Raw genomic sequence first — 796 nt, 5'->3', positions numbered from 1 at the left:
ATGGCGCGCGGCACTGGCGTGCTCGCGACGATCGGCTCCACCGCCCCGTTCGTCGGCCTGTTCGGCACCGTCTGGGGCATCATGAACGCCTTCATCGGCATTTCGGAATCACAGACCACCAACCTCGCCGTCGTCGCGCCCGGCATTGCCGAAGCGCTGCTGGCGACCGCGATCGGCCTCGTCGCGGCCATTCCGGCGGTTGTCATCTACAACGTCTTCGCCCGCTCCATCACCGGTTACCGGCAGCTGCTGGCGGATGCCGCAGCGGGTGTGGAACGGCTGGTGAGCCGCGACCTCGATTTCCGCAAGGTTCCCCCGGGCGGCCGCAAGGCGCCGGTCTCCCTGGTGGCAGGAGGCTGATATGGCCGGCGGCATCCGCGAACAGCACGGCGACGAGCTTTCCGAAAACCACGAGATCAACGTGACGCCGTTCATCGACGTCATGCTGGTGCTGCTGATCATCTTCATGGTGGCGGCGCCGCTTGCGACCGTCGACGTCAACGTCGATCTTCCTGCCTCGACCGCAAAGCCGGCGGAGCGGCCGGACGAGCCGCTCTACCTGACGGTCAAGGAAGACCTGAGCCTCAATATCGGCAATGACGCGGTGGCGCGCGAGCAGCTTGCCGCGACCCTCGACCGCGTCACGGAGGGCAAGAAGGACACCCGCGTGTTCCTGCGCGCGGACAAGGCGGTCGATTACGGCCAGTTCATGGAGGTCATGAACCTGCTGCGCGATTCCGGCTACCTCAAGATCGCGCTGGTCGGGCTTGAGACGCTGCCGGCACCGGCGGTGCCG

The 796-nt window shown here is 66.6% G+C and carries 2 protein-coding genes; both read left to right on the top strand.

What is annotated here, in order from left to right:
* On the top strand, positions 1 to 360 hold a 360-nt coding region (locus MOV61_RS30100; protein WP_247139202.1), incomplete at its 5' end, for a MotA/TolQ/ExbB proton channel family protein.
* Between the two features lies 1 nt (position 361).
* Positions 362 to 796: TonB system transport protein ExbD (exbD, locus tag MOV61_RS30095; protein WP_247139201.1), on the top strand; the 435-nt coding region annotated here is incomplete at its 3' end.

Origin of the sequence: Neorhizobium sp. BETTINA12A, from assembly GCF_023006485.1 — a bacterium.
In the GTDB taxonomy this organism is placed as follows: Bacteria; Pseudomonadota; Alphaproteobacteria; order Rhizobiales; family Rhizobiaceae; genus Neorhizobium.
The sequence above is the reverse complement of the archived record's forward strand: the minus strand, read 5'-3'. Positions and strand labels throughout refer to the sequence as shown.